The sequence below is a fragment of the Altererythrobacter sp. TH136 genome (genome assembly GCF_007065885.1).
GTDB lineage: Bacteria > Pseudomonadota > Alphaproteobacteria > Sphingomonadales > Sphingomonadaceae > Tsuneonella.
This window is the reverse complement of sequence record NZ_CP041409.1, coordinates 816,598-840,603: the sequence shown is the minus strand read 5'-3', so window position 1 is coordinate 840,603 and position 24,006 is coordinate 816,598. Positions and strand designations below refer to the sequence as shown.

Sequence of the window (24,006 nt, the reverse complement as noted above, 5' to 3'; positions counted from 1 at the left end):
GCCCTAGAGCGCAAGTCACGATGCGCGCAAGGTCCTTGCCCCTTCTGGCGGTGCTGTGTGCATTCCTGGCCCTGCTGATGCACGATGTCGCGACGGCGCAGGCGCGGCCCAACCACATCGCCGCGCGCCTGGTGGCCGAGGGACCGGTTCGTCCGGGCCAACCGCTTACCCTGGCTATCGCCTTTACGCCGGAACCCGGGTGGCATGGCTACTGGAAGAACCCCGGCGACGCGGGATACGGCCTGACGCTCAAGTGGAAGTTGCCGCCCGGGTGGCAAGCGGGAGAGCCGCAATATCCAGTGCCGCAGCGGCTCGTCATCGGTGGCTTGATGAACCACGTGTACGAAGGGCCGTACGCGGTGCTGATCGATGTCGAGGTTCCGTCTTCGGCGGCCGCGGCCAGGCCCGCGCCCATTGCGGTCGATGCGCAGTGGCTCGCCTGCACCGATCAGATTTGCGTGCCCGAACAAGCGCGCCTCACGCTTGACCTGGCGCAAGTCCAGCCAGGCGCGCAGTTCGATCGCTGGCGCGCGGCGATCCCCGCACTGATCGACCGCGCGGCCAGCTTCGCCAGCGAGGGGGGGCGGCTGCGCATCGCCATTCCGTTGCCGGCCACGCTGGCCAAGCCCGACCTTCACGTGTTCCTCGAGCAGCGCGATCTTGTCCGATACGCCGCGGTCCAGACGTTCGCTGCTGAGGGCGACCTGCTGATTGCCGAAATCCCCTTGGCGGCGGGCGCCGGACGACCGCAGACCATGAGCGGCATTCTGGCGCTGGGCAACGGGGAGGGGGTACGCTTCAGCGCCGTACCCGGGCCAGTCCCGACGGGCGGCGTGCCGCTCAAGACCGGAGACAGGCAGGCCGGACCCATATGGCTGCTGCTGCTCGGCGCGTTGGCCGGGGGGCTGCTGCTGAACGTGATGCCGTGCGTGTTCCCCATCCTCAGCCTGAAAGCGCTGAGCCTGGCACGCGCGGGTGAGAGCGATGCGCAAGCTCGGGCAGAAGGGATCGCGTACACCGCCGGGGTCCTGCTGGCGACGCTGGCGCTTGGCGTGCTGCTGCTCGTGCTGCGCTCAGCGGGGGAGATGGTCGGCTGGGCCTTCCAGTTGCAGGAACCGGCGGTGGTGGTTGCGCTGCTGGTGCTGGCGTCGGCGATCACCGCCAATCTGGCGGGCGTGTTCCACCTGCCGTCACTGTCGCTGACGCGCGGAGGTCAGCCGGCCGGCGCCTTCGCCACCGGACTGCTGGCGGCGTTTGTCGCCACCCCGTGCACAGGACCGTTCATGGCGGCGGCGATGGGCGCGGCGCTGCTGTTGCCGTGGGCGCAGGCGTTGCTGCTGTTCGGCGCGCTTGGCCTGGGTCTCGCGCTACCGTTCTTGCTGCTGGGGTTCCTGCCTCCACTGCGCCGCCTGTTGCCGCGCCCGGGGCCGTGGATGGAGCGATTCCGCCGCGCAATGGCAGTGCCGATGGGGCTGACGGTGGCCGCGTTGGCGTGGCTTTGCTGGCGTCTGGGCGGAGCGTCTTTCGCGGTCGGGGCCGCAATCCTGGCCTTGCTGACTATCGCGGCGCTGGCGGCGCTCTGGCAAGGCGCGAACCGGCGAACTGCACTGGCCGGACTGAGCGCCGGGCTCGCGGTGACAATGGCAGTGGCCTTGCCCAGCTTGGTTGCGCCGCCCGCCAGCGCGACCGAGGGCGTGCTTCCCGCGCGACCGTTCTCCGAGGCGACGCTCGCGAGCGCACGGGCGGAGGGCAGGCCGGTCTTCGTCTGGTTCACCGCCGACTGGTGCCTCACTTGCAAGGTGAACGAGCGGGCGGCGATTGAGCGTGAGGCGACCCGCAAGGCCTTTGAAAAGGCGGGCGTGGTGGCGCTGGTGGGCGACTGGACGCGGCGCGATCCGGCAATCACCCGCTTCCTTACCCGCCATGGGGCGGCCGGCATCCCGCTTTACTTGTGGTATGCCCCGGGAGGCGAGGCACAGGTTCTGCCGCAGGTCCTCACCGTCGACAGTCTCGTCAGCCTGGCGGAAGGATCGCCGCAGGCTGGACCCTGATTGCGGGCGCCGACAGGCGTCGGCACAGGTCGATCAGCTGGCCGGGTTCATTGCTGCCCTGCAGCACCAATGTGCCGGCGCCTGGGATGGTCAATTCCAGCTTGCGCGTGCCGGTGAACGCATCGAGCCGTTCGTCAGTGGGGCGGTAGCGACCGCGCCATAACCACCCCCGGCCGTTCCATTCTGCATCGATCTTGAGCCGCGCGATATGTCCGTTGCCAACCAGGGCCATCATGCCGCGCGCCCTGGGATCCGTTCGCGCGAAGCGGGTGATCTCGACGGCGCGCCTGCTGCCCGTGCCGATGCACGCAAGCGCTAGGTATGGGGGCGAACCCGGTTTGCCGAACACGATCCGCTCAGACCCTCCGCCGGGCGCCCATATCGCGCCTTCGACCTGCGGCGAGGTCGGTTCCACCGTGGGACCGCGCCCGGCATTCAGCTCGATGCGCTGAACGTAATCGTCGCTCGCCGGCGGACGGCAAGCCGCCAGCACGCACAGGAAAAGGCCCGCGAAACGCTTCACCGGGAGCGGGTTAAGCCACGCACATCCTGCGCCAGCTTTTGTAGATCTTCGCCGAGCAAGCACGTCGAAATGGCAAACGCAGTCAGCGCCGCCCCTGAGCTAATTGTCATCTGCCCGGTCCTATGCACCGCCTCGCGCGCGGTCAATTTCTCCAAGGCTGAGCCTGTGGCGAAACGGTGGACGGCATCAGATCAAGGCGTGAGGGGCGGAGGTGCGACCGCCAGCAGCCTCGGCGCTCCTCAGGTGGGATCGCGGTCGTGCTCGATTTCCTCCCGCAGTTCGCGAGCGCCGCGCTCGGCACGTTGAGTTGTCGAGCGACTGGCGGACTTGTTGCGCATGTAGGCCCAGATGATCACGGCGAGCATGAGGATGGGGCCGACTATGGTCGCGATGCTGAGAATTTCACCCTGCATGATGATCCTTTCGTGTGTGCGTGCAGATCATCAACGCGTGAACCAACAGGACTTTCCGGGCGTCACTCCAAGTTCGGGGTCAGACACCGGAGAGGCAGCGTTTCGCGGCGCGCGCGCATCGACTTGCGATCGCGCCCAAGGCGCAAGGTTAGTCCAGCAACGCCATCTCTACCCGCCCGCTGCCGCGAGCGATCAGGCCGATACGACTGGCAGCTGACTTCGACAGGTCGATCACCCGGTTACCGTGGAACGGGCCACGATCGTTGATCCGAACGATCACCGATTTGCCGTTCGCCGCATTGGTGACAAGGACGCGGCTACCCATCGGCAGGGTGCGATGCGCGGCGGTCAATTTGCCCGGATCGAACCGCTCACCGCTCGCGGTGCGATTGCCGGCGAGTTCGTTGCCGTAATAGCTGGCGATGCCGCTGCCAATCGACCGTCCGGCGCCCTCGATCTCAGGCTCTTCGCTTGGCTGGATGGCGGTTACGTCAACCATCCCGGTCGAGGGAACAAAAGCGCTGGCGGCGGTGTTGAGACTGGCGAAGGACGCTGCGAAATTCTCGCGGCTGGCTGAAACACCTGCGTCTGCAAATGCCGGTCCGCTGGCGGATGCGGGGAGCATGACGGCGGCAGCGAATACGACGCTGCGCAGCATCTGGCGCGACATGCGTTTGTTGGTTCTTTGCATGGCGGGCGGTTTACCCGCGTCTATGCTTGGGAGGCACCCCTGCACGCTCGCTTTGCCCCATCGTGCAAACCGTTCATCGTGTGGTTACTCAAGATTAACCACGATAGTTCCGCCAACCGCAGGCTGACGACCGCTTCGTGCGGGTGATCGAGCGAGCCGTTCATGCCCGATTCGCTCAGCCACCGCTCGGCTGCATTTCAAGCAAAGATGTCATGCGCGGCCTGAACGCAAATGGGGCCGACCCGAAGGTCGACCCCACTCTCACCAGCGCGTGGACCTCCCGAAGAAGGCACTTGGCGCCCAGTGTCGTCGCTGAAGGTCGATCGATCCGAAGACCGGCGTTCCGTCAGCTCTGTCACCGGTGCTCGCACCGGCATCCGGATCCTTCCGCTGGCGCGAATCCGAAGATCCAGCGCCGACATCCGGTTCCGAGGCCGATCATTCCCGACCATTCTTTAGCACCGCATACCTGGCCGAAGCCTGCACACCGTGCCATTCGAATGGCTGGGTCTGTCCAGCCGATGACTGCATCGCGTTCGCATTCCTATCTGGTGATCGCCTGGCATCGAACCGAAGCCCGATATTCGACGATCTCAAGGTCTGCGCGGACAGGTGCCGCCATCACGATTGGTAGAAAATCCATTTTCCGTTCAAGCTGTTAAGCCTGTCCAGTTGAAGGATTTCGTTTCCTCTCGATGACCCGAACCTGCGCTTCGGAGCCGAGTCGGGCAAGGACGCAAGTGGCCACTTATCCACTTTCCCCGGTTTTCCCTGTGGACATCGGTGGATAAAAAACTGGCGCAGTCGAACTGCACTAAATCCTTGGTTTAAATCAACGATCTCGCTGAGCGAGCAATCGCAGGCGCAAGGCGTTCAATTTGATGAACCCGGCAGCATCTTTCTGGTCGTACGCGCCGGCGTCGTCCTCGAAGGTAACGTGCCGCTCGGAATAGAGCGAGTTGGGCGACCTGCGGCCGACCACTTGCGCCTGGCCCTTGAACAGCTTGAGCCGAACCGTACCGGACACCTTTTCCTGGCTCAGATCGATGGCTGCCTGCAGCATCTCGCGCTCTGGCGTGAACCAGAAGCCGTTATAGATGAGCTCCGCATACTTCGGCATCAACTCGTCCTTGAGATGCGCCGCTCCGCGGTCGAGGGTGATCTGTTCGATCCCGCGATGGGCGCGCGCATAGATCTCGCCGCCCGGCGTCTCGTACATGCCGCGGCTCTTCATCCCGACGAAGCGATTTTCCACCAGGTCGAGACGGCCGATGCCATGACGCCGGCCAAATTCGTTGAGCGCGGTGAGCAAGGACGCCGGACTCATCGCCTCGCCATTCACCGCAACCCCGTCACCCCGTTCGAAATCGATCGTGATGTATTCGGGCGTGTCGGGACCGTTCTCGGGTTCCTCGGTGCGCGAATAGACATAGTCGGGCACTTCTTCCCACGGATCCTCGAGCACTTTGCCCTCCGACGAGGTGTGCAGGAGATTGGCGTCGGTCGAAAACGGGCTTTCGCCTCGCTTGTCTTTCGAGACCGCGATCTGGTGGCTTTCGGCCCAGGCGATCAACGCGGTGCGGCTGGTCAGGTCCCACTCACGCCACGGCGCGATTACCTTGATGTCGGGATCGAGCGCGTAGGCCGACAGTTCGAAGCGGACCTGATCATTGCCTTTGCCGGTGGCGCCATGGGCGATCGCATCGGCACCGGTCTCGCGCGCGATTTCGATCAATCGCTTCGAGATCAGAGGCCGCGCGATCGAGGTCCCGAGCAAGTAGTCGCCTTCATAGCGAGCATTAGCGCGCATCATCGGAAACACGAAGTCGCGCACGAATTCCTCGCGCAGGTCGTCGATGTAGATTTTGCCGTCGGGAATGCCCATCAGCCGCGCCTTGGCCCGCGCGGGTTCCAGCTCCTCGCCCTGGCCCAGATCGGCGGTGAATGTCACCACCTCGCACCCATAGGTTACCTGCAGCCACTTCAGGATCACGCTGGTGTCGAGGCCGCCCGAATAGGCGAGGACGACCTTGTTGATGTCGGTCATGTCGGTTCCCGGGAACTGATAGGATGAGCCAGTGGCGCCGCGCCCTAGGCGACTGCCGAAGGTGCGGCAAGTAAAGCCGGTGCCGCGGCGCGCTAGGGAATCTGCCGCGCGCCCAATTGCGGGTTTAGCCTGGTGATGTGGTTCATCCACGCCTTGGGCTTGCGGACCATCGAGGAGGGGTAGGTTACTCGCACCCCGGCAAGCTGCATGATCGCGCCCACGAAGTGGATGCAGTTGTTGCTGTCGAGCACGTAGTTCTTGCCCGGTTTATCGCGCCAGGCGGCCACCTCCGCGATCATCCTGCGATAGGTGGCATCGGACACCGTGACCGTGAAATGTCGGTTGGTGGAGCGGATGTACTTGTCCTTTTCGGACATCATCGTCTGCCGGACCGGCCCCGCGAGGACGGCGGGACCCGCGGTCACGGCGGTGTATCCGTAATTGGAGTAAACGCGTTCACCGGTGTCGTCCAAGGTGCCCTCGAACACCACGAACGCGTGCGGGTAACGCCCGAACAGGAGCGACCCGTTGAAGCTGTGGAAGGAGACCGAGACCTTGGCCAGGGCCATTTGCGGCACCATGGCGGTGCATACCGCCAGCAGCAGGGCGATAAACCGCGATGGGACAAGTTTCATCGTTGCGACCGATCCGTTTCGTTGCTCGTCACTGCGCTGACGCGCCAATCCGGCGCCTCGCGCTCGTACCGGTGCTCTTGCCTTGTGCAAGACGTGACATGCCAAGGTGTGGCGCCGCGCGGGTGAACGTAAGCAATCCACGCCTCACGTGGCTCGTCAACGGTCAAAATCAGGCGCCGGCATACCAGTGGTATCCGCGATCCTCCCAGTATCCGCCGTGGCCGCCGTGTATGCCCGAGAGGTCGGACACGATCTCCAGGCCGGTCAGATATTTGGCGTGCTTGTATCCCAATTGTCGCTCTACTCGCAGGCGCAGCGGCGCGCCGTTGCGCTCCGGCAGAGGGGCTCCGTTCAGCATGTGCGCGATGATCGTTTGCGGGTGAAACGCATCGACTAGATCGATGCTCTCGTAATATGGCGCACCGCCCAGCGTGTCGGCGCAGCGGAATACGATGAAGCGTGCGGACGGAAGCAGCGTCGCGCCACGCAGGATGGTGGCAAGCTGCGGGCCGGTCCATTCGCCAATCGCGCTCCACCCCTCAACACAGTCATGGCGGGTGATCTGCGTGCGCTGCGGCAGGCGGCGGATGTTTTCCATGCTGAGGGTCAGCGGATGCGCGACAAGCCCGGTGACCGTCAGCCGCCAGTCGGCGAACTCAGCCGCCTTCGCCGCGGCGTACTCGGGCGTGTCGATTGCGGTCGTTCCGTTGCCGCGAAAGAATGGCGAGATGTCGGCGCGCGTGAATTCGGTCGCCAGTGCGTTCCGGCCGGCGAGGAAGCGCTGGGCGTTCATGTGCCACGTCTCCGCAGCACCCAGCAGCGCCTGCCCCGTGCCGCTGTCGGCGACTTTGGCGCAGCCGCCTGTCGCCAGCGCAGCGATCCCTGCCAGCAAGCCCCTACGCTGCATCGCGGCCGCCCGTGATCATGGCGCGCATCTGCTTCACCGGATTGGATACCAGTACCAGCGCGACGTGGAGGACCAGGAACCCGAACAGGCCCCAAGCAAGGATGAAATGCAGCGATCGCATCGACTGCCGCCCGCCGACCAAGTCGCTCAGCGGGCGCATGATCGGCTCCAGGCCCGGGCTGATGCCCATGCCGGTCAGCACCATGCCCGGCAGCAGGATCCCCAGCACCACGCCGTAGGACAGCTTTTGCAGGAAGTTGAACTTGGCGTCTCCGCGATCGAAATCGAACCGCAGGTGCGCCCTGATGTCAGCGGCAATGGCTGAACCGCGCCACTCGCGGCGGCGGGTCATCAGGTCGCGGCGGAAGTGGCCATTAATGAGAATTGCCAGCCACAGGAAGGCCAGCAGCAGCGCGAACGGCCAGGCGACGGCCAGGTGCCACTCCCGTGCCCCGGCAAGGCTGTAGTACCCCGGGATCGTCGCCCATCCCGGAAAGCGGGTGACCGCCAGCCACGCTTCGGACGGATGAAACCCTCGTTCGCCCCAGTACAGCCAAGGATGCGCGTTGGAGATGTTGAGCCCGCTCATGAATAGGATCACGAGGCAGGCAAAGTTCGCCCAGTGCCAGATCCGGGTAGAGAGCGCGTGCCGCTTCATGCGGCATTCTCCCGGGCTAGGTAGATCACGTCCCGCGGCTGCGCCACCAGGTGCTGGCCGCTGTCGATGAACAGGGTCTCACCGCTCGCCAGCCATCCCTGCGACAGCCACAGGCACGCGTCCGCGACCTCGTCTGCATCGGTCCTGCGACCGAGCAGGTTGAGCCGGTGACTGATCGCCGCCTCGTCTTCCGATTGGTCGTGGCTGGCGAGAATGGCGCCCGGGGCGAGCCCGTATACTCGATCGTCCGGGCCGCAGGCTCCCATTGCTAGCATCGGGATGGCGCCGGCGATGGCGTGCTTGCTCAGCGTGTAGCTGAAGAAATCCGGGTTCGGATTGGCGAGCTTCTGATCGGTCACCTGGATAACCCGCCGTCCGCCGCCCGCCTGCGCCTTTGCGAGAAACGCCTGCGCCATCCGCGCCGGAGCTTCGGCGTTAACGCGGATCGCCCGGCGGAAGGTATCGGCGTCGAGGCGGGAAACGTCGTCAGCGTCAAACACGGACGCACAGTTCACCAGGCAGCGCCAGTCAGGAAGAAAGCTCGCCAGCCGCTCCACCATGTCCTCGGCAGCATCCCCGTCCGCCAGATCGCAGTGGATGGCGACGGCTCCAGGCAACTCGGCGGCCAATTGCTCTGCCTCGGCGACCGAGCGACCATAGTGGATGATGACGCGCCACCCGGCAGCGGCAAAGCGTCGGGCGATGGCCGCGCCGATCCGCCGCGCTCCGCCGGTGACCAGGACGGCGGGAGGGGAGGGCGGGGCATCACTCATCTCCGCCATTCAAGCACAGCGGCGCACCATAACAAAGCCCATAGCAAAACGCGCCGCCCCCCGAAGGAGACGGCGCGCTCGTTCATCAGATGCGACCCGATGAAGCGATGTGCTTAGCGGCAGCGGTAGGAGCTGCTGCCGCGCTGAACCTGGCGGCCGAGCAGGGCACCGGCAGCGGCACCCAGGATCGTGCCGGTGGCCCGTTCCCCGCGCGTGTCGATCGCGCGGCCAACCAGGGCACCCGCGGCACCGCCGACGATCAGGCCCACGGTCCCGTCCGAGCGCTTGCAGTAGCGCCGGCCGTCTTCACCCTGCCAGTAACGGATGCCGTTATCGGTCGAATAATACCGCTGCTGCTTCTGCTTGTAATGATGCCCACGATGATGATCGGCGAGCGCCGGGGCGGCGGGAACCATGAGGCCAGTGGCGGCAAGGGCGAGAGCAATCTTTTTCACGGGGTTTTCCTTTCCCTCGAATGAGCGACTTGAACTGTCGACGCTCAAGCTGGCGAGGGGGTCCACAACCTCAGATGAACGCTTTGTTGCCTAACGCTTTTCACGACGAGATGCCCCGATCCGGCGATAAGTCGTGCCCGTGATGCGGTCTAGGCTACCGCAGCTGCTTCGCGATCCCGTTCCGCTCGGCTCTTCTTCTCGGCTGCTGTGCGGAGCTGCCCGCAGGCTGCATCGATGTCGCGTCCACGCGGGGTGCGCACCGGGGCACTGATGCCGGCTTCGAATACGATCTCTGAGAAGCGCCGTACCCGTTCAGGCGAAGACGTCTCGTAGGCCGCGCCGGGCCACGGGTTGAACGGGATCAGGTTGACCTTTGCCGGCAGGTTGTAGTGCTTCAGCAGACGGACGAGCTCCCGTGCATCGGCATCGCTGTCGTTCTTGTCCTTCAGCATCACGTATTCGAACGTGATCCGCCGCGCGTTCGACGCCCCCGGATAGGCCGCGCAGGCGGTCAGCAGTTCGTCGATGCCATATTTGCGGTTGAGTGGGACGATCTCATCGCGCGTTTCCTTGTTCACCGCGTGGAGCGATACCGCGAGGTTCACCCCGATTTCCTCGCCCGCGCGTGCCATCATCGGCACCACGCCGCTGGTCGACAGCGTGATCCTCCGCTTGGACAGCGCAAGCCCGGCGCCGTCCATCACGATGCGGAGCGCGGACTTCACGTTTTCGAAATTGTACAGCGGTTCGCCCATGCCCATCATCACGATGTTGGTCAGCAGGCGCCCATCCGACGAATAGTGACCGGCATCTTCTTCGTCTTCCAGTCCGGCCATCGAACCGCGCGGCCATTCGCCAAGGGCGTCACGAGCCAGCATCACCTGACCGACGATCTCGCCCGGCGTGAGGTTGCGCACCAGCCGCATGGTGCCGGTGTGGCAGAAGGTGCAGTTGAGCGTGCAGCCGACCTGGCTGGACACACACAACGTGCCCCGGTCAGCATCGGGGATGAACACCATCTCGAAGTCGTGGCCATCCGCGGTGCGCAGCAACCACTTGCGCGTACCATCAGTGGAGTGCTGCGCCTCGACAATCTCGGGCCGACCGATGACAAACCGTTCAGCGAGCCAGGGGCGCATCGTCTTGGCGATGTCGGTCATCGCTTCGAAGTCGCTTACCCCGCGATGGTAGATCCAGTGGAATACCTGGCGCGAGCGCAGCTTGGCCGCTTTCTCATCCAGCCCTGCCTCGGCCAGAAAGGTGGCGATCCGCTCACGCGGAAGACCCAGGAGGTCGATCCGCCCGTCAGACCGCGGCGTGACTCCATCGGCGGCATCGGGACGCGCGACGGGCACCGGGTCGATCGGACCCGGGATGGACATGAGGGCAGTGTCGGTCATGAAGCGGCGCATATAGGTATTCAAGGGCGCGCGCGCAAACCTCGCGATCCGGCCGTGGTTCCCACCAGATGTCGGACACGAACGACTCTTCGTCGATTAGATTGTTGCTGAAACACCACAGGCTTCTTGTTGTTTCAGGTTAATGAAACTGGCGCTGCTGTCCCCCGTTCAGCGTGTCCAAGGTCACGGCACTGCGCCGGACCGGACGAAAGAAAGACGGAGTACCCCCATGAAGTACAAGATCGCATCGCTCGCCGCCGCCTCGCTGGTGGCCATGGCGACCCCCGCGATGGCCCAGACCGCCAGCGAGATCCCGTTCAGCGGTCTCCGCGCCGGCGCCGAAGTGGGCTACGATCACATCCGCTCGGGCAGCACTGAGGACGTGGACAACACTCGCGACCTCAAGCAGTCGGTTGACGGCGTCACCTACGGCGGCGTGGTCGGCTATGATTTCGCCGCGAGCCCGAATTTCCGCGTCGGTGCCGAAGCTTCGTATTCGGGCAGCACCGCTGGCCGTGACTTCAACAACGACCAGCCCACGGTGTTCAACCTCGGCAACGTCCAGGCGGATCGCGAGATCTATGTCGGTGGCCGCGTCGGTTACGTCACCAGCCCGACCACGATGATCTATGGTAAGGCAGGCTACACCAACCAGCGCTTCTCGGTCACGGGCAGCGACGGAACGGTCAACCTCGCCCAGAAGCTGGACACCGACGGCTGGCGCCTTGGTGCGGGTGCTGAATTCGCGGTAAGCCGCAATGCCTATGTCGGCGCGGAATACCGTTATTCGAAGTACGGCAAGGGCGAAGTGGATTTCGAAGGCGACACGCCTGACTCCAGCCGCTTCAACCTCGACACCGATCGTCACCAGGTCGTCGCCACCGCCGGTGTGCGCTTCTAAGCGCTACCAGCGGTGAACCCAGGGAAGGGCGGGGCGCTGGCGCTCCGCCCTTTCTTGCATCAGCGGCGCGCGCACCCCACGGTCGCTGCGTCCATCGCGGTGGCCGCGCCTTCCAGCGGATAGCGGTCGGAGAAACGGCGCCCCTTCGCGTCGCGCCCGGATACGGTCATGGACCTGGCCGAGCGCATCGCGGCGACGATCGCTGCGTCCATGGCCCGGTCACTTGCCCATGCATCTCCGCCGCCACCAGCAAGGGTGAACCGCTGCCCGCCGATGCTGAGGATGATCGGGGCGGTTGCGGCCACTTTGCGGGACAGGCGGAAATGGACCTGCCCGCGAACGGCGCGGCGGGGCCACGTGCCGATTGTGGCGAATGGGGCGTAATCTCGCGAAGCCTTGCTCGCGGCCGGCATGGCGATGGCATAACAGCGAGGCACCGGCGGGTCGCGGAAGGCGGCCCATGATCCGAAGACGCCCAGGCTGTCCTTGGCTGCGGCCGGCGTCGCCACCAAAGCCGCCGCGATCAGCACCGCCCTAAGCATAGCGGATCGCGATCACTTCCCAGTCCTTTTCCCCGCCCGGCAGTCGCACGGTCCGAACATCGCCGACAGCCGCGCCGCGCAGAGCGCGCGCCATCGGGGAACTCCAGCCGATCGCGCCGTTGCCGGCGTCCTGCTCGTCGTCGCCCACCAAGGTGACGATCCGCTGCTGGTCGTCGTCGTCGGCCAGGGTCACGGTCGCGCCGAAGAACACGCGGGCGGGATCGGGCTGGTCCGCCGGATCGATCACCCTGGCTGATTTCATTCGGCGGGCGAGGTGCGCAAGCTCCCGATCGATCTCCCGCATCCGCTTGCGGCCATAGAGATAGTCCCCGTTTTCGCTGCGGTCGCCGTTGCCGGCGGCCCAACTCACCAGTTCGACGATCGCCGGCCGTTCCGTGCCCAGCAGTTGATCGTAGCGGGCCTTAAGCGCCGCAAGGCCGGCAGGACTGATCGGGTTGCTGGCGAGTGCAGGCATCCCCGCCATCTACCCGCCGTAAGGGAGCTGTATCAACCCGGCGAACGCTTGCCGATGAACTGGGTGATCCCGCGCGCGTTGCCATAACGGGTGCGCTCCGGGTGCAGCGCCTCGTACACCACTGCATTCTCGAGCACCCGCTGGACGTAGTTCTTGGTCTCGAAAAACGGGATTTCCTCGATCCAGCGAAGCCAGTCGACACTGCCGGTGCGCGGATCACCGTTCGCACGCAGCCACTTGTTCACGTTGCCCGCGCCTGCGTTGTACGCGGCAACTGCGAGTGGGTAGCTGCCGCCGTAGTAGCTCAGCATCCGGGCGAAATAGGCGTCACCGAGCCGGATATTGTATTGCGTGTCCTGGGTGAGGTTCGCGCTCATGTACGCGAGGCCCATCTTCCCCGCCTGTTCATTCGCAGTCCCCGGCATCAGCTGCATCAACCCCCGCGCACCGGCGTGACTGATCCGGTCGCGGTCGAATTCACTCTCTTGCCGCGTGATCGCGTGCACCATCGTGTAGTCGGAGCCAGCCGGGGTGGTGATCACCGGGAACCCGGTCGCGGTGAAGCCGGTCAGATCCTTTTCGGGTGCCACGCGGCCGAGCACCACTGCAAGTTCATTGAGGCCCAGCTCCCTGGCGAGATTGGCGGCCATCTGCATCTGCCCCGGCGTGGTCGCCTGATCGGCCAGCTCGGTGAAGAAATATCGCTCCGTCCGCCAGTCGGGCTGCGATCGCGCGTTGAAACGGATCGCTTGCACCAGCGGGCGCGCGTTGAACGCCGCCACATCGGCGGGTAGCGGCTGCGCCAGCGCCGCCTGGTTGAAGCGCGGCAGCGGGCGGCCAAGCCGCTCCAGTGCGAGCTGGCCGTAGAAATATTCAGGGTAGCGCGCGGCCATCTCGAAGAAACGGTTCGCCTCGGCCTGATTGCCCGCCCGGGTGGACGCGAGGCCGGCCCAATAGAAGCCTTTGGAGCGGGTCTGAGGGGTGCGCGCGGCATTGCCATAGCGATAGAACATCGGCGCGGCACGATTGCCGTCGCCCATAGACCACAACGCGCTGGTGCCGCCCAGCCACATCAGCGAGGTATAGTCGTCACGCAGCTTGTACGAGAGTGCGGAGATGTCGGTCCCGGGCGCGAACAGATCGTCCACCTTGCCGGCGATCGCGGCCGCCGTGTTGGCGGATGCTCCCTTGGCTTGCGAGAGCATTTCGGTGATCATGTTCTGCGCGTCGTGCGGCGGACGCGCAAACGTCGCGCGGGTCGCCAGCAACTGCCGTCCGCGGTCGGTCTGGCCGGTATTGCGATAGTGCCGTGCCAGGTTGAACACATAAGCCGGGTCGGTCGTGACGCTGGCCGGGACCGACAGACCGATCATAGTCGGCAGGTTCCCCTGCAGCAGGGCAAGCTGCGCCATGTAGCCTTCGCGGTTGGCCGATTGGACCACGTTCATCTGGCGGGCGGCGGCTTCGCTGTCGCCCTGCCACAGCAGCGCGCGCATCCGTTCTTCGTGATCGTCAGCGGTGAAGGTCGGGCCGAACAGCCCTTGCAGATACGCCTCCGAACCGCTGCTCATCTCGCCGCCACGCCAGGCTGCGCGCGCCACTTCGCGGGCGTTCGGGCGGCCAAGCGTCGACAGTGCCAGGGCATATCGCGCGCGGGCCGGGTTCGCCATCGGCGGGAACCGATCGAAGAACGCGGCGACCTGTTGCGGCGTCGCCGTAAGATCGCGCTCCAGCGCGCCTTCCGCACTTGAACGGATGACCTCCATCCGCGGGAAATCGGGATATGCCAGCGCGAACCCTGCGTAATCGGAAAATGCCATGCGGCTGCTGCCGGTCAGCTGCTTCCAGCGTGCAACAGCGGCCGCGGCTTGACCCGGTTGGCTTGCCACCAGTTGTGCCCGGCCGTTGTCGTAACTTTGCGCCGCAACCGGCGCGGAAGCGCACGCAAGCGCGACAAGAGGAAGAAAGCGAAGCGAATATAAACGATTGGCGACCATACTGGACATCCTGGCCACTGGCTCCTTATCAGGCGATGAATGCGTTGAAATCGGGCGCGCGGAACCCACCCCTCCGTCTGGCCGATATGACCGTAGCAAAGGCGCCACTGCAATGTTTTCCGGTTCCATACCCGCTCTAGTGACTCCTTTTCGCGACGGATCGTTCGATGAGCAGGCGTTCCGCCGGCTGGTCGACTGGCAGATCGACAGCGGGTCCAGCGCGCTGGTCCCGTGCGGCACGACGGGAGAGGCCTCGACGCTGTCCAATGCCGAGCATCACCGGGTGATCGAGGTCTGCGTCGAGCAGGCCGCCGGACGGGTGCCGGTGATCGCCGGCTGCGGTTCGAACGACACGATGAACGCCCGGCTGCACATGAACTTCAGCCGCAAGACTGGAGCAGCGGCCGCGCTGTGCGTGGCACCCTATTACAACCGGCCAAGCCAGGAAGGACTGATCGCGCACTTCAGTTTCCTGGCCGAAAACAGCAGCCTGCCGATAGTGCTCTACAACGTTCCCGGCCGGACGGTGACGGACATCATGCCTGAAACGGTATGCGAGCTCGCCACGCGCTTTCCGGGCAAGATCGTCGGCATCAAGGATGCGAGCGGGGATCTGAGCCGCGTGACGGACCACCGGATGGGCATCGGCAAGGAATTCTGCCAGCTATCGGGAGATGACGAGTTGTGGCTGCCGCACTCCGCCGCGGGCGGGGTGGGGTGCATCTCGGTCACCGCCAACGTCGCGCCCGCGCTGTGCGCGGAGTTCCAGGCGGCGATCGCGGCCAATGATCTGACCCGCGCGCGGGAGCTGAACGACAAGCTCTATCCGCTTCATTATGCGATGTTCGAGGATGCGAGCCCGGGGCCGGTCAAGTATGCCCTCAGCCGGGTGCACGACTGGCTGAATCCGAGCGTGCGCCTGCCTTTGGTGGAATGTTCGCAAGCCGCGCGCCAGGCGGTCGACGAAGCCCTCGCGCATGCTGAACTGATCTGATGCGGGCTCTGCTGGCGATGGTGGCAAGCGCGGCGCTCGCGGCGTGTGCGACCACGGGGGAAAGCCTGGCGACTGATACCGGCATGGATGCGATCGCCGACGACTATGTCTTGCTGCAGCTGACGATCGGGGAGAAGGAAAGCGGCTACATCGACGCCTTTTACGGGCCTGACGTGGTAAAGAACCGCGCGGTGTCCGACGCGGCGGGGCAGTCGCTGCCCCAGTTGTCGGCACGGGCACTTGCGCTGCGCGACCGGGCCGCCGGACTTTTGCGGGCCAGTGGTGTCGAACCCTCGCTCGAGCAGCGCCGCGCCCGCTTCCTGGTGGCCCAGCTTACCGCTGCGATCACACGGCTGCAGATGATGCAAGGTGCCAAGCTGTCGTTCCAGGATGAAGCGCAAGGCCTGTTCGGGGTGCGGCCGGAAACGCCCGCGCTGTCCACGTTCGATCCGGTCATTGCGGAGGTCGATCGCCTGGTGCCCGGCAGTGGGCCGCTGTGGCAGCGGGTGGACGCATTCAAGAAACAGTTCGACATTCCGGCCGACCGCCTGAAGCCCGTCATGGACGCAGCGATCGCGGAGTGCCGCAGCCGCACGCTGGCACGGATCGCCATGCCAGCGGGCGAGCGGTTTGAACTGGCGCTGGTCACCGACAAGCCGTGGAGCGGCTACAACTATTATCAGGGCGACTATCACTCCAAGATCGAGGTCAATACCGACCTGCCGGTGCGCCTGGACCGCGCGATCGACCTTGGCTGCCACGAAGGATACCCGGGGCACCACGTATACAACGTACTGCTGGAGCGCGACTTGGTGAAAGGCCGCGGCTGGCGCGAATACGCCGTCTATCCGCTCTATTCCCCGCAGTCGCTGATCGCCGAAGGATCGGCCAATTACGGTATCGACCTAGCATTTCCAGGTGATGACGCAGTCGCGTTCAATACACGGGTGCTGGCGCCGCTCGCAGGCCTGCCCACGGCCGATGTCGCCCGGTTCGTCGCGCTCAACCAGATGACCGAGAAGCTGACCTCCGCGCGCTATACCGTCGCCTCGCGATTGCTGGCGGGCGAGATCACCGAGGCAGAAGCCGCCGATCTGCTACAAAAGTACCAGCTGGAATCGCCTGAACGCGCAGCGCAATCGATCCGCTTCATCAAGACCTATCGCAGCTACATCATCAATTACGGACTGGGGCAGGACATGGTGCGCGCGCACGTCGAAGCGGCGGGTGCGACCCAGGAAGCGAAGTGGCGGCGGATGGAGCAAATCCTGAGCGAACCAACGCTGCCGGAGGACCTTCTGGCGCACTGAGGCACCGCACCTTGGTGGGCGCCCTTTCGCATTGGCGCGGGACGGCCTACATGGCCGCCAATGGCCCGTCCGAAACCCGCAACATTCGACAAGCAGAAGACCGTCGCCGAGAACCGGCGCGCACGGTACGATTATTTTATCGACGACAAGTTCGAAGCCGGGCTGATGCTGACCGGGACCGAGGTGAAGAGCCTGCGTGCCGGCGAGGCGACGATCGCCGAAAGCTATGCCGAGGTGCGCGACGGGTCGGTGTGGTTGGTCAATGCCAACGTGCCCGAATTCAGCCACGGCAACCGTTTCAATCATGAGCCGAAGCGTCCGCGCAAACTGCTGCTCAACGCGCGCGAGATCGACAAGCTGACCGGCGCGGTGGAGCGCAAGGGCATGACGCTGGTTCCGCTGTCGATATATTTCAACGGGAGCGGCCGGGCGAAAGTTGAACTGGCGCTGGCGAAGGGCAAGAACTCGGCCGACAAGCGGCAGAGCACCAAGGATCGTGATTGGCAGCGTGACAAGGCGCGTCTGATGCGCGAGCGCGGCTAGCCGCGCGCACCGCGATCTCCTAAGGGCGGCCCGCACCGATGTTTCAACGCACTACCGCCTGGGTCCAGCGCAACCTGCCGACGCGCGAGCAGATGGAGAAGAGCCGCGTCATGCGCCCCTTCGCCAGCCGGGTGCTGCGATCGGACCTGTGGCGCTTTACCCGGCGGTCGGTGCCACGCGGGGTGGCGCTGGGGATGCTCGTCGGAATCATCGTCCCGTTCGCGCAGATCTTGTTCGCCTCAGTGCTATGCCTGCCCGTGCGCGCGAACGTGCCGATCGCGGCCCTGACAACATTCGTCACCAATCCGTTCACCACGCCGCTGGTGTGGGTGCTGGGCTACAACGTGGGATCGTGGATGCTGCGGGTCGATGCGATGACCGTGGTCGCACCCGTCAATGCGGCGATGGAGCGCAGCGAGTTCGGTGACATGCTGCAATGGCTGACAGGGGCGACCCTGGTGACGGCCTTCGGGCTGGTCGTGATCGCGGTGGTGGCGTCCGCGGTAAGCTACCTGGTCACGGTGTTCGCGTGGCGGATCATCGTTGCAAGGAAACGGACCCGCAAGCTGCATGAACGGCGCACCCGCCGTGAGCGGGCTGCGTCCGCCAGCGACGCAGGGTTCTGAGATGGAGACGAACCGGCTGACACCGCTCATCGGCGGTATCGCGGCGGCGATCGTCATCAGCGCCGCGCTGGTTTGGCTGGCGAGCGGCGACGCGGTGACCCCGCTGTCCTTCACCGGCGCCCTGGCGGTTTTCGTCATGGTGGGCGCGGTGATCGCGCGCCTTCGTCCGGCGGGTGGGGCGGAGGAACTTGCCACTCCCGACTGGTCGGTCACCGTGGCCGCGATTGAGCGGGCGGGCGAGGGCGTCGCGATCGTGGATCGCGCTAACCGGCTGGTTTGCGCCAATACCGTTTACAGCGGCTGGTTCGGTCCCGACAGCGCGCCGCCCAATCTGCCGCTCGAGCGCAGCGGCCTGGAAGCGCTCGCCCGGGTCGCGCGCGAAGCGTGGCGCGAGGGCAGCAGCCGCGCCGAACGGATTGACGCCGGCGACGGGGCCGCCAGCTGGAGCGCGCAGGCCGAGCGGGCGGGACGAGGCGACGATTACCTCATCTGGCGCTTCGTCGGACTGACCGAAGACGATTTTGTCGAGGACCTGTCAGCGCGGATCACAGGGGCCCTGGGCCGGGTTTTGTCGCGTAGTGGCATCGAAGCGGCGCTGGTCGGCGCCGATGGCCTGGTCCGGGCGGCCGCGCCCGGGTTTGCGCAGCGGGCGACGGGTGATGCGGCCGCCACGCTTGCGGGCCAGGAATTCGCTACCCTGCTGCGGGCGGATGAGCGCGAGCGCATATTCTTTTCCCGCGAAGGGCGCCGCGGCAATCCGCAGACCCTGATCCACGTCCCGTTGACCGAGCAGGCTACCCCGCGGGCACCGAACGCGGACGAGGGTCCTTCGCTGATGCTGCTGGTCGACGCGGGGGTGGGCCTTGGCGGCTCTCCCGAGGTTGCCGCCGGCAGCGGTGCCGCGCCGCAGCTCGAGGCACTGCTGGGCGCGCTTCCGCTTGGCCTCGCCATGACCGATCGGGACGGGCGGTTCCTGTTCGCGAATACGCCGTTCCGGCGGGCCGCGGGCATCGAAGGGGGCATCCTGCCTCCGTTCCCGTCCGACCTGGTGGTGGCGGAAGACAAGGGCGCACTGGTCGATGCCGTCCGCCGGTTCGGCAAAGGCGCGCCGAGCGCGGCCGACATGGCCGTGCGCCTGCGCGGCGCGGCGGACGATCCGGTGTCGCTGGGTATCGCGGGCGTACGCGGATTGGGCGAAGCGGCGGTGCTGCTCAGCCTGGTCGATTCGACCGAGGAGACCAAGCTGAAGCGGCAGGTGGCGCAGGCGACCAAGATGCAGGCGGTCGGGCAGCTCGCGGGCGGAGTTGCGCACGACTTCAACAACGTGCTCACCGCGGTGATCGGCACGTGCGACCTGATGCTGCTGCGCCATACGCCGGGCGACAGCGACTACGACGACATCCAGCAGATTCGGGCCAACTCAAACCGTGCGGCGGCGCTTACCCGCCAACTGCTCGCCTTCAGCCGCCAGCAGACGCTGCGGCCCGAAGTGCTCCAACTTCCGGATGTCATCAGCGAGGTGAGCCTGCTGCTGAAGCGGCTGCTAGGCGAGAAAATCGAGCTCAAGGTTCATCACGATCGCGATCTCGGACCGGTTCGGGCGGATCCGCAGCAGCTGGAACAGGTGATCGTGAACCTGGCGGTCAATGCGCGGGACGCGATGTTGAGCAAGGGTGCCGGAGGCAAGCTGTCGCTCGCCACTCGACGCGTATCCGCGCGCGACGTGCGGCAGATGGGTAGCGAGATTCTGCCCGAAGGCGACTATACCGTGATGGTGGTGCAAGATACCGGAGGAGGCATTCCCCCCGAAAACCTGACCAAGATCTTTGAACCGTTCTTCACCACCAAGGAGCAGGGGAAGGGCACCGGCCTTGGCTTGTCCACCGTCTATGGCATCGTGAAGCAGTCCGGTGGTTTCATTTTCGCTGACAACGTTTCGCCAGCCGCTGGCAAGGGCCGGGCAGGCGCGCGCTTCAGCGTGTACTTCCCGGTGCACCAGGGCCCCGTGCCGCAAGCGCGCAAGCCAGCGACGCCCGCGCCTGCCGCGCAATGGTCCGGGGGCGGCAAGGTTCTGCTGGTCGAGGACGAGGACATGGTCCGCGCCGTTGCCGAGCGGGCACTGACCCGGGCCGGTTATCAGGTCACTGCATGCGCCGATGGGGAAGCAGGCCTGGCCGCCGTTGCCAACGGCGGGACGTTCGACCTGGTGGTAAGCGACGTCGTGATGCCGGGCTTGGACGGCCCCACGATGGCGCGCGCGATCCGCCGGGTGAAGCCCTCGCTGCCGATTCTGTTCATGTCAGGCTATGCCGAAGAGCAGCTGCGGCGCGATCTCGACATCGCCAACATGCATTTCATCGCCAAGCCGTTCAGCGTGCAGCAGATTTCCGACAAGGCTGGGGAGGTGCTCGGCGCATCGCGGGCCACGGAGCGCGCCTAGTCAGGCGAGCGCACGATCCGTGCCGGATTGCCGGCGACGTGTTCCCCCGACGGTATGTCGCGCGACACCACACAACCTGGCGCGACGATGCAGTCCAGACCCACCGTGACACCCGGCATCACCACGGCCCGGGCACCGATCACGCTGCGCGCGCCAATTACGGTCCGGGCGTAAAGCCCGCGGCTCATGTCGTGCGACAGCACCATGGCGTAAGGGCCGATCCACACATCTTCGCCAATTTCGATGCCGGCGGGATGCGTGCGGTCAACCGATGCTGTGGCGTGAATCCAGGCCGAGCGAGCCACACGCGAACGCCAGAAGTATCGCCGCGTCAGGTACTGCCACACCTGCCGCAGCGATCTTGCGCGCCTGGGATCATCGCTTCGCTTCATCTACGAGTCCCTAGATTCGGCTGCGCACGGCGGCAATAACGACAAACAAAACGGTGGTTGCCGGTCGTTCACCCATGATACACTGTTACTTGCGCGATATGGCGGTACGCGACCAAGCGAGGGGAATGCAATGGGCGGGCGGTGGAAGCTGGGGTTGGGAGCAGCGATTGTGCTGGGCGCTGCGGTCGGCGTGGCCGCGCAGACGGCTGACAGCGAACCGACCGCGCAGGGCGATCTTGCGCTGACGATCTACAATGATGGGCAGGCGCTGGTGCAGGACGTGCGCCGCTTGGCGATTGCCGACGGACGCAGCCGCATCGATTTCCCCGATGTTTCCGCCCAGATTCAGCCTGAAACCTTGAGCTTCAGTGCCGACGGTGCCGGCATCCTGGAGCAGAATTTCGATTTCGACCTGCTGACGCCGGCCAAGCTGATGGAGAAGGCGATCGGACAGACGGTAACACTGGTGCGCACCAACCCCGCCACCGGCGGGGAGACGGTGGAGCGCGCCACCGTGCTATCGACCGCGGGCGGGGTGGTCGTCCGGATCGGCGACCGGATCGAGGTGTTGCGGGACGATGGGTTGCCCACCCGGGTGGTGTTCGACCGAGTCCCGCCCAACTTGCGCGCGCGGCCAACACTGTCGGTATCGATCGACAGCGACCACGCCGGGGTGCGGCCAGCCGCGATCCGCTATCTCACCGGCGGGCTTGGGTGGTCGGCGGACTATGTCGCGCTGTATGACGAGGCCAAGGGCACGACGGACATGCAAGGCTGGGTCACCCTGACCAATCAGACCGGCACGACGTTCCACGATGCCCGCACGGTCCTGGTGGCGGGCAGCCCGTCCAGCAGCGGCAATTCTCGCAATCCGCCGCCGCCCCCGCCGCGCGGTGGCTTCAGGCCGGGCACCGAAACGGCGCCGCGCGAACGGCTGGGCGACTACTACCTTTACCCGCTGCCCGGCCGGACTACCGTGGCTAACGCGCAGACCAAGCAGGTCAGCTTCCTTGACGTGCAGGGCGTGCCGGCGAGGAAGGTCTATGCTCGCACCATCGGCTGGCTCACCAGTGACCACGCGCCAGTGAACGCGACCACGGCGGTCGGCTTTTCGACAGCCCGCGAGCAGGGGCTGGGGGATGCGCTGCCGGCGGGGACGGTGCGGTTCTATCAGCGCGATCGGGAGGGCACTCCGCAGTTCATCGGCGAGAGCCGGATCGGTCACACGCCGATGGGCAGCGCCCTCACCCTCGTCACCGGCGACGCGTTCGACGTGTTCGTGCAGGCCGAGGTAGTCAGCCGCGAGAAAATCACCTCGCAGCAATGGGAGGCGACCAGTCGTTACCGGGTCATCGCTGACGATGGTCGCGCCGCCAGCGTTACCAGCGAACGGCCGGTCGAATTCTGGCGCACCACGATGCGCTACACGCTGACCAATGCCAAAGCCGTCCCGGTAGAAGTCGAACTGAGCCAGAGCGGGCTCGACCGGGGCTGGTGGAGCCGCGACTTCCGCGTCTCCAGCGAGGACGTGCCGGGCGAACAGATCAACGCCGACCGCCGCAAATATCTCGTCACCGTGCCGGCGAACGGCCGGCGCGAAGTGCGGGTCACTTACGACACCCGGTACTAAGGGCACCGCGATGCGGCGTGCCGTCCTGCTTTTGCTGCTCGCCGGTGCTGGTTCACCAGGAGAGGCGCGCGAGACCGTCGACGCCTCGGCTCCCAGGGCGATCTCGGTGACAATGTACCGCGATCCCGATCGTGCGCCGGATCAGAAGCTCGATCGCAACTGGCCGCGCGGCTTCGCGATGATCAGTGAGACCCGGCGGGTGGTCTTGCCCCCCGGCGAATCGACCATCCGCTTCGATGGCGTGGCCGAGGGGATGGTGGCAGTCAGCGCGATCGTGACCGGCCTGCCGGGCGGCACGATCGAAAAGAACCGCAACGCCGACCTGTTGAGCCCCGGCGCACTGGTCGACGGCTCGCTCGGCAATCGAGTGACGATCACCCGCACCAATCCGGCCAGCGGCCTTGCGACCAGCGAGGAGGCGATCGTGCGCACGCGCGCCGACGGTGGCCTCGTGTTGCAGACCTCGGCCGGGTTCGAAGCGGTCCGTTGTTCCGGCTTGGCTGAGAACGTGACTTTCGACCGGGTTCCGCCGGGCCTGTCAGCCAACCCGGTCTATACGATCGACACCGCTTCACCGCGGGGCGGCACGTTTGATGTGACGCTGACCTATCTCGCCTGGGGCTTTGACTGGCAGGCGAATTACGTCGCCACCGTCGCAGGCGGCGCCTCGCCCGACAAGCTGTCGATGCACCTCACCAGCTGGCTCACGCTGGTCAATGATAACGGCCAGAGCTTTCCCGATGCCGAACTGCTGGCGGTGGCCGGCAGGCTGAGCGTCGTCAGCAATTACCGCGAGCTCGCCGATCCACCCGATGCCAAGCCGCTGCGGTTGTTATGCTATCCATTGGGCAGCACGGCCGCGGGATCGCCGGTGGAGGTTCCCCCTCCATATCCCTTCGCGCCGCCCCCGCCGCCGCCTCCCGCGCCCATGGCAGCGATTGCGCAGGACATCATCGTCACCGGCTCGCGCGCTCGTGCGCCGGCGCTGGTCGCGCGGGAAGAGAATCTGGCCGACCTGAAACTCTACCGGGTGCCCGAACCGGTGACGGTGACCGCGAAAAGCCAGAAACAGATCGCTTTCCTCGATCGCGACCAGGTCACCGGGCGAATGATCTATACCACCGAGTGTGCACCCTGGACAGCTCCCGAAGGCGCCCGGGCCGCGTCGATCATCTTGGCGACCGTGAACGATACACAGCACGGCCTCGGCGTCGCTCTTCCCGCCGGCAGCTTGACGGTGTTCGAACAGTCTGCCCGCGGCGACCAACTGATTGGCCGGCCCACGATCCGCGACTACGCTGCGGGGCAGGAGGTCGAGATTGGCTTGGGACAGAGCACGCAGGTCTTCGTCACCTGTAGCGCCGCAGGCCGCGACCCGGCTGGCGACGCTGGTACGGGGGCCACGATGCGCGCGGTCCTCAGCAATGCCACCCCCAAGCCGGTGACAGTCCGCATGTCGCTCGGCCGCGCCGGCGCCGCGCGGATTACGGGGCTTAAGGGTGTGCGGGTCAAGGACGGCCAGCAGATCGCCGACGTGATCGTGCCGGGGAACGGTAATCGCCGGATAGAATGGAGATCGATCAGCGAGTGAGCCAGCAACCGA

At 65.6% G+C, this 24,006-nt stretch carries 23 protein-coding genes; 9 read left to right on the top strand and 14 right to left on the bottom strand.

The genetic code is table 11. The features are described 5' to 3' along the window. Nucleotides 1–20 precede the first annotated feature (20 nt). Nucleotides 21–2,051, top strand: coding sequence for a protein-disulfide reductase DsbD domain-containing protein (locus C0V74_RS04135; protein WP_143250755.1), 2,031 nt, complete (start codon nt 21–23; stop codon nt 2,049–2,051). Here C0V74_RS04135 and C0V74_RS04130 read toward each other — a convergent pair. The 10 genes from C0V74_RS04130 to rlmN all read right to left on the bottom strand — a co-directional run bounded on the left by C0V74_RS04130 (nt 2,014) and on the right by rlmN (nt 10,553). Continuing rightward, nucleotides 2,014–2,574 carry a hypothetical protein gene (locus C0V74_RS04130; protein ID WP_143250754.1) on the bottom strand — a complete coding sequence of 187 codons (561 nt, stop codon included), beginning with the start codon at nt 2,572–2,574 and terminating at the stop codon, nt 2,014–2,016. The two genes, C0V74_RS04135 and C0V74_RS04130, sit on opposite strands and share 38 nt — an antisense overlap. 239 nt (nt 2,575–2,813) lie before the next feature. Continuing rightward, complete coding sequence (locus C0V74_RS12830; RefSeq protein ID WP_168194144.1) at nt 2,814–2,987, bottom strand: hypothetical protein; 174 nt, start codon at nt 2,985–2,987, stop codon at nt 2,814–2,816. A gap of 148 nt (nt 2,988–3,135) precedes the next feature. Continuing rightward, the gene (locus C0V74_RS04125; RefSeq protein WP_207974462.1) at nt 3,136–3,657 is read right to left on the bottom strand and encodes a septal ring lytic transglycosylase RlpA family protein; all 522 of its coding nucleotides are present in this window, start codon (nt 3,655–3,657) and stop codon (nt 3,136–3,138) included. An 853-nt stretch (nt 3,658–4,510) separates the two neighbouring features. Continuing rightward, on the bottom strand, nt 4,511–5,725 hold the full coding sequence (locus tag C0V74_RS04120; RefSeq protein ID WP_143250753.1) for an argininosuccinate synthase: 1,215 nt from the start codon (nt 5,723–5,725) through the stop codon (nt 4,511–4,513). Nucleotides 5,726–5,817: 92 nt separating this feature from the next. Next, entirely contained in the window at nt 5,818–6,360 is a 543-nt protein-coding gene (locus tag C0V74_RS04115) for a hypothetical protein (RefSeq protein ID WP_246844958.1), read from the bottom strand. Between the two features lie 169 nt (nt 6,361–6,529). Continuing rightward, complete coding sequence (locus C0V74_RS04110) at nt 6,530–7,267, bottom strand: molybdopterin-dependent oxidoreductase (protein ID WP_143250752.1); 738 nt, start codon at nt 7,265–7,267, stop codon at nt 6,530–6,532. Then, complete coding sequence (locus C0V74_RS04105) at nt 7,257–7,925, bottom strand: cytochrome b/b6 domain-containing protein (protein ID WP_143250751.1); 669 nt, start codon at nt 7,923–7,925, stop codon at nt 7,257–7,259. The genes C0V74_RS04110 and C0V74_RS04105 overlap by 11 nt, the downstream gene beginning before the upstream one ends. After that, entirely contained in the window at nt 7,922–8,698 is a 777-nt protein-coding gene (locus C0V74_RS04100) for an SDR family oxidoreductase (RefSeq protein WP_143250750.1), read from the bottom strand. Before C0V74_RS04100 ends, C0V74_RS04105 begins: the two co-directional genes overlap by 4 nt. A gap of 113 nt (nt 8,699–8,811) precedes the next feature. After that, nucleotides 8,812–9,153, bottom strand: a complete 342-nt coding sequence (locus C0V74_RS04095) for a glycine zipper 2TM domain-containing protein (RefSeq protein WP_207974466.1) — start codon at nt 9,151–9,153, stop codon at nt 8,812–8,814. A gap of 149 nt (nt 9,154–9,302) precedes the next feature. After that, entirely contained in the window at nt 9,303–10,553 is a 1,251-nt protein-coding gene (gene rlmN, locus C0V74_RS04090) for a 23S rRNA (adenine(2503)-C(2))-methyltransferase RlmN (RefSeq protein WP_143250749.1), read from the bottom strand. Between the two features lie 229 nt (nt 10,554–10,782). Here rlmN and C0V74_RS04085 point away from each other — a divergent pair, with 229 nt between their 5' ends. Further along, nucleotides 10,783–11,454, top strand: coding sequence for a porin family protein (locus tag C0V74_RS04085; protein ID WP_143250748.1), 672 nt, complete (start codon nt 10,783–10,785; stop codon nt 11,452–11,454). Nucleotides 11,455–11,513: 59 nt separating this feature from the next. On the opposite strand, the gene C0V74_RS04080 is transcribed toward C0V74_RS04085, so the two are convergent. The 3 genes from C0V74_RS04080 to C0V74_RS04070 are packed head-to-tail and all read right to left on the bottom strand — an operon-like array spanning nt 11,514 to nt 14,291. Beyond that, a complete protein-coding gene (locus tag C0V74_RS04080) occupies nt 11,514–11,996 on the bottom strand; it encodes an invasion associated locus B family protein (protein ID WP_143250747.1) in 483 nt (160 codons plus the stop codon). Then, on the bottom strand, nt 11,989–12,471 hold the full coding sequence (locus C0V74_RS04075) for a GreA/GreB family elongation factor (RefSeq protein ID WP_143252149.1): 483 nt from the start codon (nt 12,469–12,471) through the stop codon (nt 11,989–11,991). The genes C0V74_RS04080 and C0V74_RS04075 overlap by 8 nt, the downstream gene beginning before the upstream one ends. 32 nt (nt 12,472–12,503) lie before the next feature. Then, nucleotides 12,504–14,291, bottom strand: a complete 1,788-nt coding sequence (locus C0V74_RS04070) for a lytic transglycosylase domain-containing protein (RefSeq protein ID WP_246844957.1) — start codon at nt 14,289–14,291, stop codon at nt 12,504–12,506. 289 nt (nt 14,292–14,580) lie between these two features. Between C0V74_RS04070 and dapA the strand changes: the two genes are divergently transcribed. From dapA to C0V74_RS04045, 5 genes are read left to right on the top strand one after another with little or no spacing between them, the layout of a single operon-like run. Further along, the gene (dapA, locus tag C0V74_RS04065; RefSeq protein WP_131625678.1) at nt 14,581–15,462 is read left to right on the top strand and encodes a 4-hydroxy-tetrahydrodipicolinate synthase; all 882 of its coding nucleotides are present in this window, start codon (nt 14,581–14,583) and stop codon (nt 15,460–15,462) included. Then, entirely contained in the window at nt 15,462–16,772 is a 1,311-nt protein-coding gene (locus C0V74_RS04060) for a hypothetical protein (protein WP_246844956.1), read from the top strand. Before dapA ends, C0V74_RS04060 begins: the two co-directional genes overlap by 1 nt. Nucleotides 16,773–16,832: 60 nt before the next feature. Next, nucleotides 16,833–17,315, top strand: a complete 483-nt coding sequence (gene smpB / locus C0V74_RS04055) for an SsrA-binding protein SmpB (RefSeq protein ID WP_143250744.1) — start codon at nt 16,833–16,835, stop codon at nt 17,313–17,315. Nucleotides 17,316–17,353: 38 nt separating this feature from the next. Next, a complete protein-coding gene (locus tag C0V74_RS04050) occupies nt 17,354–17,941 on the top strand; it encodes a DUF2062 domain-containing protein (RefSeq protein WP_143250743.1) in 588 nt (195 codons plus the stop codon). Between the two features lies 1 nt (nt 17,942). Next, a complete protein-coding gene (locus C0V74_RS04045) occupies nt 17,943–20,381 on the top strand; it encodes a response regulator (RefSeq protein WP_143250742.1) in 2,439 nt (812 codons plus the stop codon). Here the strand turns inward: C0V74_RS04045 and C0V74_RS04040 are convergent. Next, on the bottom strand, nt 20,378–20,773 hold the full coding sequence (locus C0V74_RS04040; protein ID WP_143250741.1) for a DapH/DapD/GlmU-related protein: 396 nt from the start codon (nt 20,771–20,773) through the stop codon (nt 20,378–20,380). The two genes, C0V74_RS04045 and C0V74_RS04040, sit on opposite strands and share 4 nt — an antisense overlap. A gap of 130 nt (nt 20,774–20,903) precedes the next feature. On the opposite strand from C0V74_RS04040, the gene C0V74_RS04035 reads away from it, so the two are divergent. Together C0V74_RS04035 and C0V74_RS04030 are read left to right on the top strand one after the other, a co-directional pair. After that, entirely contained in the window at nt 20,904–22,403 is a 1,500-nt protein-coding gene (locus C0V74_RS04035; RefSeq protein ID WP_143250740.1) for a DUF4139 domain-containing protein, read from the top strand. Between the two features lie 10 nt (nt 22,404–22,413). Then, entirely contained in the window at nt 22,414–23,994 is a 1,581-nt protein-coding gene (locus tag C0V74_RS04030) for a hypothetical protein (protein WP_143250739.1), read from the top strand. Nucleotides 23,995–24,006: the final 12 nt, after the last annotated feature.